This is a genomic window from Pseudomonas sp. AM8, assembly GCF_036346475.1.
Taxonomy (GTDB): domain Bacteria; phylum Pseudomonadota; class Gammaproteobacteria; order Pseudomonadales; family Pseudomonadaceae; genus Aquipseudomonas; species Aquipseudomonas marginalis.
In genome coordinates this window covers 181,984-190,882 of the sequence record NZ_JAOTNX010000014.1, presented here as the reverse complement: position 1 = coordinate 190,882, position 8,899 = coordinate 181,984, and the positions used below count along the sequence as shown (strand labels likewise).

Below are 8,899 nucleotides of genomic sequence, written 5' to 3'. Positions count from 1 at the left end.
TCAGAGTTCCAATATCAGCAGTGGCCAATCGAACTATCCATATCAGAGCTATGCGGCCCGCATCACTATGTCAGGATCCGGCATCGATAACTGTACTCAACCAAGCGGGCGGCCTGATCTCTCCATATATAAAGAAACATCAACAAATCCCCTTCCATCGGGTAATGGATTTGTTGGTGCGCCTCTTATAGCCAGATTGCAGCATGGGCACGTCACTCCTCTTCCCAAGGAAAAACTGCACCATGGCTGATAATTTCCGGCTCAACATCGGTTCACTGCGTAGCGATGTGAAGCTCACCCTTCACACTCACCACGCCGCACGCATCTGGATGGGACGTCCAAAAAACGATCTAAAAGTCGGCATCATTGGCTTGTCGGGTTTTTGTAGTGTCGTCAATCGCATGTCACGCGGAGCCCAGCAGGACGATCCGTACTCTGATTGGTGGATGATTCTTATAGAAGAAAAAATCAATGAGTCCAAGCAAGCACTGAAGAACATCGAAGAGCGATTGGACATGGCCATGGCTTCCCTGCCACCGGCCATTAGCATCAGTGAGAACCTTTCAATTCAGCCAGTCAGTCTCCCGCTTTATATCTCCAACCCTCTCGGCTTTCAGGCCGTATTCCTGCTGACCAACTACGACGAAATAGTTAGGCGCATCTTACTGGCCCAGCACGTTGGACTCGTCGGGCGTCACGATATGGAAACCTGGATAGATGAAGGCGCAGCGGTACTCAGGAGACTTTTTGGATTGGCCCAGAACTATAAATACTCCGGTGCTGCACGCGATGACTTCGCCGCCAACAATGCCAAAGCTGATGCAGCCCGCAAAATGTACGAGCGTTATGGAGAACTGCCACAGGACATCCTGGAAGGCACCCGCCGTTCGAACTTCGCTCCACCCATCATTCGCGGCCAGCAACAAACCGAGGTGGAAGATCACTTCGATGAGGCCGAAGAAGGTTGAAGCGCATGGGCCAGCAAAAATCCGACGATGGAGCGCTGCAACAGACTGCCTTTCGGCCACTGCAACAGGATGCCTTTCAGCAACTGCAACAGGCTGCCTCACTAAAAGGCCTTTTAAAGCCTTTTAAAGGTAAGGGGGAGCTGACCCAATTTGCCGCGCTATGCCGAGATCAGGAGTCGGGTTTAAAAGCCCTTGCCCAGGGGGTACTGGAACAGGCCCGTCGGTATCCGTTCACCTTGGTGCCTGTTCGGCTCACCGAGCAAAACACTCAAGCCGGAACGCAATTTCTGAGATGGCAACAGGTTACAGATCGCCGAATGGGCGTTGGGGTTTGGGCGGACATGATGGGCTCCCCCAGAACACCGGAATCCATGCTGCAGGACCTGTACGCGATGGAGCTGCAGCGGATCACGTTAAACATGCAGATGAGCTTGGTCCACTCCATCGCCAAACAGGCCGCCGAATGTGCAGAAAAAATGGGCCAGGCGGAGGCCGTGTACATGGCTCGCTTGCAGCAGCTCACCAAACCAATGCAAAACCAATAACCTCGGAGAACACTCATGGGTACGCCAGTACAAGGCTGGGAAGGCAACATCGGCTCGACACCGGAGTTCAAAGAATTTCCCAACGGCAACAAAGATCCACGTCGACTCATGCGGATCAACGTCTACTTCGACAATTCGATTCCGGACGGTAAAGGCGGTTATGAAGATCGTGGCGGATTCTGGGCAAACGTCGAATGGTGGCACAAGGACGCGGAACACTATTCGCAGCTGTTTCAGAAAGGCATGCGCGTGATCGTTTCCGGTCGCGCCGTTATGGACCGCTGGGAGAATGACCAAGGCGAATTCGAAGCCCTGAAAATTCAGGCCAGCCGTATTGGTATGCTGCCACACCGCGTGACCATGGTGAATCTGGCGCCATCACAGAGCCAGAACTCGCAACAATCCAACGGACCAAAATCGCAGGCGCAGCCGGCACCAGGTCCTGATGATTATCCAGAATCTGATCCTCCGAACTTCTGAAAACCAGGGGCTTAATTTTCGGCCCCATTCGTGAGGCTGCCGGTGGTGGGGGATACGGCTCATCGTTTCCCTCACCCAGTTTGAAAACTCGCTTCGAAGTCGGAGCTACCGATGTGCAAAAACTTTAGAGATCCAACCGGGTACGTTGTCATTGCTGCAGAGCATCCGGTTTTAGGCCGTGTTTTCTGGGCGTACTTCGATGAAAGCGAGGTGAATGCCCCCGACTACTACGGACTCACTCTAGATTTGAACAGTGCATCTTGGGCACCAAGTGGTTGGCGAACGGGCGAGCACCAAATGGGTAGGCGTAGGGAGACTGATCTTGATACCTGGCAAGCACGCCGATTTCGCGACAAACTGTTCGACGCGGCCCGCCTCGATACTGAGTACAGCGTCGATTTCGACGATGATGGATATATGATAGAACAGCTCTTCGGTGGTCTGGAGCAACTACGTGTTCTGAGCGGGCAAACCACTGAGGCCTTTGTCGATTGGATTTGGAGTGCCGCATGGTCGGACGAACAAGCTCCCGAGCTGGAAGAACAACAAATAGATTGAAGTGGAAAAAAATCGCTCTAATCGTGAGCTTTCAGGTTTAAATAACCTACCAATCGTAAATATTAAGCACTGAAAGTAAATTTTCTCAGTACTATCGCAATAAAAAAGTTCGCAATACTACTGCCTCATTGATCAGCTCTTCGAGGACCGCCTCCGATGGCGTCAACCCACCCCGTATTAAAGCCAGCAGATAGGCGGCAATTCAATAACCCCCACGCTGCTGTGCAAATAGCCGGTGCGGAGGCCGCCCGAAAAGGGCTACGGGTGTATGACTGCCCTTACCATCACCCCGCCATGCGCGCGTCGTGGCTAAAGGGCTTAGCCCAGGAACAGCAGCTATCGCTTGACCTCTAGCAGCTGAAAGCCCTTTCTTGCTCATTGAGCATTTCCCATTGAAGCCCTACCGCCCTGACGCGACAGTCCCACTCTGGATAATTGAGAGGGCACCCCATGAAGCTATTAATCATCGAGGCACCAGGTAAGCTGAAAAAGCTCCAGCCAATGATGAAGAAGCTGCGCCCAGGCGAAGACTGGCAGGTGGTTGCCAGTGGTGGGCACATCCGGGACCTACCGGCCCGAGGGCAGGACGACAACATGATAACCACCGGCGTACGCAAAAATTACACGCCGGTGTATGAGATCCTGGATAAAAGCACCAAGGCCGTGCGGAACATCAAGGCGGCAGCGAAACAAGCCACCGAAATCTACCTTGCAACAGACCCGGATCGTGAAGGCGAAAGCATCAGCTGGCATATCCAACAGGTGCTGGGCGTCAAGGACTACCAACGCATCACCTTCAACGAAATCACTCTGAAGCGTGTTGAAGAAGCCCTGGCCAACCCGCGCAAAATTGACCTGAACAGGGTCGCCTCGCAAGAGTGCCGGCGTGTACTGGACCGTCTAGTGGGTTACCTGGTGACACAGGAGCTTCGCCGCCTCATGGGCAAACCCACTTCTGCGGGACGAGTCCAATCACCGGCTGTCTACCTGGTGGTGTTGCGCGAGCGCGAGATTCGCACCTTCCGCGTCATCAATCACTTTGGTGTGCGGCTCAACTTCCAGGGACCAATGGGAGACTGGTACGCAGACTGGCAACCCGTGCCTGACTTCGCGACCAAGGATTTCCCCTACGTCCAGGACGGGAATCTGGCGCAGCTCGTTGCCGGCACACGCAATGTCGTTGTCGAATCCTGTGACGACCGCAAGGCCGAACGTAACCCTCCTGCGCCTTTCATCTCTTCCACGCTTCAGCAAGCGGCGAGCAACGCCTTGAAATGGGACCCGGATAAGACCATGCAGGTCGCCCAGCGATTGTACGAGCAAGGCGTCATCACCTACCACCGGACGGACAACCCCAACGTTCCAGACGAAGCCATGGAGGATATTAGAACCGTGGCCAGATCTATCGGGGTGGAGGCTGTCGACGTGCGACGTACATTTAAGTCCGCCGAAGGTGCTCAGGAAGGCCACCCCGCAATTACACCGACGCATTGGGCTGATGCCAAGGCTGGTGAAAACGACGAGGAGCTCGCCCTGTACAAGTTGATATGGGTCCGGGCTCTTGCCAGCCAGCTTGAAGCAGCAGTGTTCGATGTGCGTACCGTAAAACTGCTCGCGGTTGGCCCAAATGGTAAGACGCTGCGATTCAATGCAACAGGTGAAACCCTCTTCCATCCCGGGTGGCGAAAACTGCTGAAAGGCGATGACACTGACGATGAGGAAGATGCAACAGCCAGCAACCCAGTGCCTGCACTCTCACCTAAACAGATCCTCGCTGTGCACAACGGAGAACTGCTGCAGAAGAAAACCCAGCCGCCTTCGCGCTACACGAAGGCCAGTTTGATCAAGGAAATGGAGCGCCGCGGTATCGGCCGTCCCAGTACGTTCGCCTCGATCTTGAAGAACATCACCAGCAAAGGCCTGATCGAGGAAAAAAGCCGCAAACTGGTACCGGCCCCACTTGGTGAGGAAACAATCGCCAAGCTGGAAGGTTTCTTCAGTTTCGTGGAGCTCGATTTTACGCGGGAGCTGGAGCGCGATTTGGACAAAATCGCCCAGGGCCAAGACACCTATGGAGCTGTAGTTGCGCGTCTGCATAGGCGACTGGAAGAGGAACTGTCCCAGCAGCGTGGAATGCCGAGTGTGCCCATGGCGTCCGCTCCACGCCCAGACGCTGCAGGTGGCGATTTCAACTGTCCCAAATGCAATCAACCCCTCGCAAGGCGACAGAAGAAAGGAGACGGTGGATATGACTTTTGGGGGTGTACAGGCTTCAAATCGAATGGATGCAGGGTGAGTTTTCCAAACTTGGATGGCAAACCAGATCTCAATAAACCCAGAGGGGTGTGACTTCAGCCATTCCCGATATAAATCACCGTCAACGCCGTTACGCATTAACCCTGGAAGCCCTCCCGCCCTATAACTGACATTCCTCTGCGAAATCGCAGAGGAGGTCATGGGTGAGCGTACAGAAGAGACAATCGGTGTTGGGACTGCGCATCTTAGCGCCGAAGCTCCAGAAGTTCTCAGACCGGCAAATTGAAGTTGCCCAGACCTGGGCTTTGCATTTTAACGTACCGCCCTACCAACTGACGTCATTCATCGATACCTATCTGGGTTCAACCGCACACACGCGGTGCTGGTGCGTCACCCTGCCTTCAACAAGTAATCAAACACGACCAGTTTTGGCCAGAATCGGCGACCACCTCCAGTACTTCGATGGTTATCAGGTGAAGGCCTGCAAAATCACCAGCAAGGACCGCGTCCACAAGAAAAAACCCACCGTATTGGTGGCCCAGCAGCTGCTGCTCAGGTTTGAAAAACGTTGGTATGCAGACGTTCTGCTGACCTCCTTCTGCAAGTCGGCTGGAGAAAGGGCGCAAGCCCTATCGATTGAAGATCTCGGATGCTTTAGTCGCAGAAGCTACGATTCGACAGTCAGCAACAATCGGTACTTCAATCCTCGAAACCGGTTTTACCTGAAGCAGATTGGCAGCACGCTGAAGCAGTTTTGCCGGTGCCTGGATCAGGAACTACTGTTCGCCATCCGTTCAGCGCAGTGCCCCTCCCCCAAGCTCTATAACTGGCTGGTTCAAGGCGACCGCAAACGCCGCCTCCAGGCCTTGAAAGCCCAACCGGTACTGATTCCACTTCTAGTACTGGTAGATCAATGGCCGTGGCCGTGGGATGGGCAGCAGCAGGTATACATGACCTGCCCGTGGGACGACCTTCAACAATGCCGCCCAAACTGGAGCGGGGATGGCTCTTTGATAATCGCGCAAGAGTGCCTGATCGGTCGCATTGCAGATGCAGGCCTTCCGCTTACCGACACGCTGGCGTGGCTGCTACAGACGCCGCGTACTGCAGTGCGCTACTTAGGGCAACAACGGGTATTCGATACCGGCAGTGCATTGACCCGTATGAATCGTGAGGGGCCTGAACGGCCCTGGCATCGACTGCTGCTAGGAGCTTCACTGGGCAATCGACGTCCCCTTAAAAAAGCGCACTGGATCACATTCTTCGCCTTGTTGGATAAAATTCCGTATCAACTGCGGGAGCAAACGCAGGACTGGAACAGGCTGCTGTCGGGGTGTCCAACTGATTGGTCGGATCCCAGTTGGTCCAAAATAGCCGACGACTTGCGAGACCTGAACGAGCTCTTCAACAACATAGATGAGAGCTACGGACCTGATGCCTGTGAAGCACTGCAAAAACTCAAAAGCTTCATTGGTACTGCCACCTATCACCAGATCGCCAGCTTGGTGGATGGCTTTCACCTCGCAATGATAGACATACGTGAAGCTCTTGATGCCGCAGATCCCCAAACCAAAACAGACTCTTTAACACCCTGGAGGACGCTGCTTAATTCAAACGACACACTTCTCGTAAGCCCGAATGGGCTGCAAATTGTCGAGCTGAAATGCCCAGCCGATCTTTATGCGGAACATCGAGCGCTGGGGCACTGCATTGATGGTTACGACTACAGCGCTTATCGGGGCAACTGCCGTCTTATGTCGGTTCGCGAAAACGGGAAATCGTTGGCCTCTGCCGAAATCCAAATGGATGAGAGCGCCTGGGGCGAAACGCTAGCAAAATTGACTCCCAAACACCTGGTGACGATACAACTGAGAGGCCATAAAAATCGTACACCTAAGTCTGGATCCAAGGTTGACCGGGCCTATCAATGGTTTTGGGCAAAGATCAAATCGGGTGAACTCGCCATCAACCTGGAATGGCCAGACCAGACGCTATCCATGTCTCGCTATACAAATCGAAACCGGAAAAAAATGCATGCTCAAGCGTGCGCGAAATGGATCAACCTGCGCCTGAGCAAAACATGAGCCGTCCGCGCCTCATGAATCGCCGGCAGGACCTAGTCGAAAAGGTCATTTTTGACGGCTATGACTTCGGCATTTTGTTGCAGTACGTCGACGGAGCCAATCGGCTGTTTCTCGAACGTGATGGTTTCTACATCCGACGTGCCGAGCATCCCCAGCATCGCTATTGGCGCTTACCTAAAGGCAAGTTGCTGGATGACCTGGATGTGCTCTTTCACCGTTTAATCGAGTTGTGCGAGAACCGCTTCAACGAAAGCTGGGAGACGTTTTCACATAAAATCACAGCCGCACAGAAAGTCCCAGATCGGCAGGCATTCACTTGGGGGCTGACCTTTCGAATCGCTCCGCTGGTTCAAGGGGGGATCCTACTATCGGGTGACTACCACCCAGGCTTAGTTGCAGTTGCTCGGCGTATGCACGGCGTGTTCCTCGGGCACTCCAAATCATGGCGCATCGATGCCGGTGCGGAGTTGGTGCGAAGCAACCTGATTCTAGAACTTGGTGTGTCAGAGGATCAGTTCGAGATCCTGGACACCGTGCAGGAACTGCTGACTGATGGATCCATTGTTCCTGCTGATGAAATCACGCGGATCAGTCTTGGAGGACCTCCCCAAGAACGTTCAGCACAAGCGACTGATGACAGCACCTCAACCGATGTGTATCTCGCGGCCGTGCCCTCCATCGAGCGCACCGAGTTCACCATCGATCAAATCAATCAGGCCTTGGCTGGATATTCTTTACTGGACCATCAACCGGCGGGCATTCGGCACCTGCTACAGAGAACCAGCGCCTTACTCGCGGATGATATGGGGCTTGGCAAAACCCGCCAGGCAATCATTGCAGCTGCTGTCAGAGCCTCTGATAGACCTATCTTGGTCATCACCTTGTCGACGTTGATCATCAACTGGCAACGCGAGATCCAGATGGTGTATCCCGACGCCACAATCGGTCAGCAGGTCTATGATCCATCTTCTCAGTGGATTATCACCAACTACGAACGCCTGGGCGATTTTGTCCTGCATGCAGGCCACTTTGAGGTAATGATCATCGATGAAGCTCACCGCCTGAAAGAGCCTACCGCTGCGTGGACACGTCATGGCTTCGACATTGCCGCCAAGGTGCCGAATCGGTACCTGCTGACTGGTACCCCGGTACTCAATCGAGAATCAGAACTTCATACGCTGCTGCGCCTGTCCGGTCATCCTGTCGGTCAGTTGCCCCTTAAAGAGTTCTGCGAACAGTTCGCCGGCAGTCAGGATTTTCGCAAGAACCTTCGCGATGCGATTGGCGATTGGATGCTGCGTCGACGCAAGGATGTTTTACCAGGACTTAAAGGCAAACAGCGCCAAACGTTACCCGTTGAACTCACCATTGAAGAACGCAAGCAATACGATCAGATTCGCCTAGAAGATAGACCTAGCCTCGCCAGGCTGGGGTCACTGCGTCAATTACTTGAGCAGGTGAAGGTTCGCGTCGTTATGGATCTGCTGTGCGAACTGGACGCGGAGGACAAAGTTATCTTGTTCTGTGAGTTCAAGGACACGGTAGGAACATTGCGCTCTCGGTGCGAGCAAGCAGAGTACGGGTGCGTTACGGTTGTCGGCAGTGACTCGGTAGGCAAGCGGCAGAAAGCGATCGACAAATTCCAAAGCGATCCTGACACCCGTGTATTTGCCGCTACGACGTCTGCTGCTGGCACCGGCAACAACCTCACAGCCGCCAACTACGTCATGTTTTTGGGGCTGCCATGGACACCAGGATTGCAAGACCAGGCAGAGGACAGAGCCTATCGAAACGGTCAGTTGCGCATGGTCGTGGTGAAAATCCCGCTTGTGGACAACACCATCGACCAGATGCTCTGGCAAATGCTGCTCGATAAGCGTCAGTTAACTCAGGATTTGATTGAACCGGACCTTGCTACAGCTAACAGGGCGGAGCTTTCGGCACATCTGTAATTGCTATATGATGGCACACCTACCGAATCGCAGTCCTGACTTCATTGAAGAGGCTA

The 8,899-nt window shown here is 53.9% G+C and carries 9 protein-coding genes; all 9 read left to right on the top strand.

Annotation, left to right across the window (positions count from 1 at the left end):
• The coding region (locus V3W40_RS28845) for a hypothetical protein (RefSeq protein ID WP_330216132.1) at positions 1-250 on the top strand (250 nt) is incomplete at its 5' end.
• On the top strand, positions 243-968 hold the full coding sequence (locus tag V3W40_RS28840) for a PFL_4669 family integrating conjugative element protein (protein WP_184744707.1): 726 nt from the start codon (positions 243-245) through the stop codon (positions 966-968). The genes V3W40_RS28845 and V3W40_RS28840, both read left to right, overlap by 8 nt.
• A 5-nt stretch (positions 969-973) precedes the next feature.
• A complete protein-coding gene (locus V3W40_RS28835; protein ID WP_033897280.1) occupies positions 974-1,513 on the top strand; it encodes a DUF3158 family protein in 540 nt (179 codons plus the stop codon).
• Positions 1,514-1,528: 15 nt separating this feature from the next.
• Complete coding sequence (locus tag V3W40_RS28830) at positions 1,529-1,993, top strand: single-stranded DNA-binding protein (protein ID WP_033897281.1); 465 nt, start codon at positions 1,529-1,531, stop codon at positions 1,991-1,993.
• A 111-nt stretch (positions 1,994-2,104) separates the two neighbouring features.
• Positions 2,105-2,551: a hypothetical protein gene (locus V3W40_RS28825; protein WP_033897282.1), complete on the top strand. Its 447-nt coding sequence runs from the start codon at positions 2,105-2,107 to the stop codon at positions 2,549-2,551.
• A 156-nt stretch (positions 2,552-2,707) separates the two neighbouring features.
• Positions 2,708-2,905: a CrpP family ICE-associated protein gene (locus V3W40_RS28820; protein ID WP_082461425.1), complete on the top strand. Its 198-nt coding sequence runs from the start codon at positions 2,708-2,710 to the stop codon at positions 2,903-2,905.
• A gap of 96 nt (positions 2,906-3,001) precedes the next feature.
• A complete protein-coding gene (gene topA / locus V3W40_RS28815; protein ID WP_033897283.1) occupies positions 3,002-4,900 on the top strand; it encodes a type I DNA topoisomerase in 1,899 nt (632 codons plus the stop codon).
• Between the two features lie 110 nt (positions 4,901-5,010).
• Complete coding sequence (locus tag V3W40_RS28810; protein WP_051421951.1) at positions 5,011-6,891, top strand: hypothetical protein; 1,881 nt, start codon at positions 5,011-5,013, stop codon at positions 6,889-6,891.
• Positions 6,888-8,843: a DEAD/DEAH box helicase gene (locus V3W40_RS28805; protein WP_033897284.1), complete on the top strand. Its 1,956-nt coding sequence runs from the start codon at positions 6,888-6,890 to the stop codon at positions 8,841-8,843. Before V3W40_RS28810 ends, V3W40_RS28805 begins: the two co-directional genes overlap by 4 nt.
• The last annotated feature ends 56 nt before the right edge of the window (positions 8,844-8,899 follow it).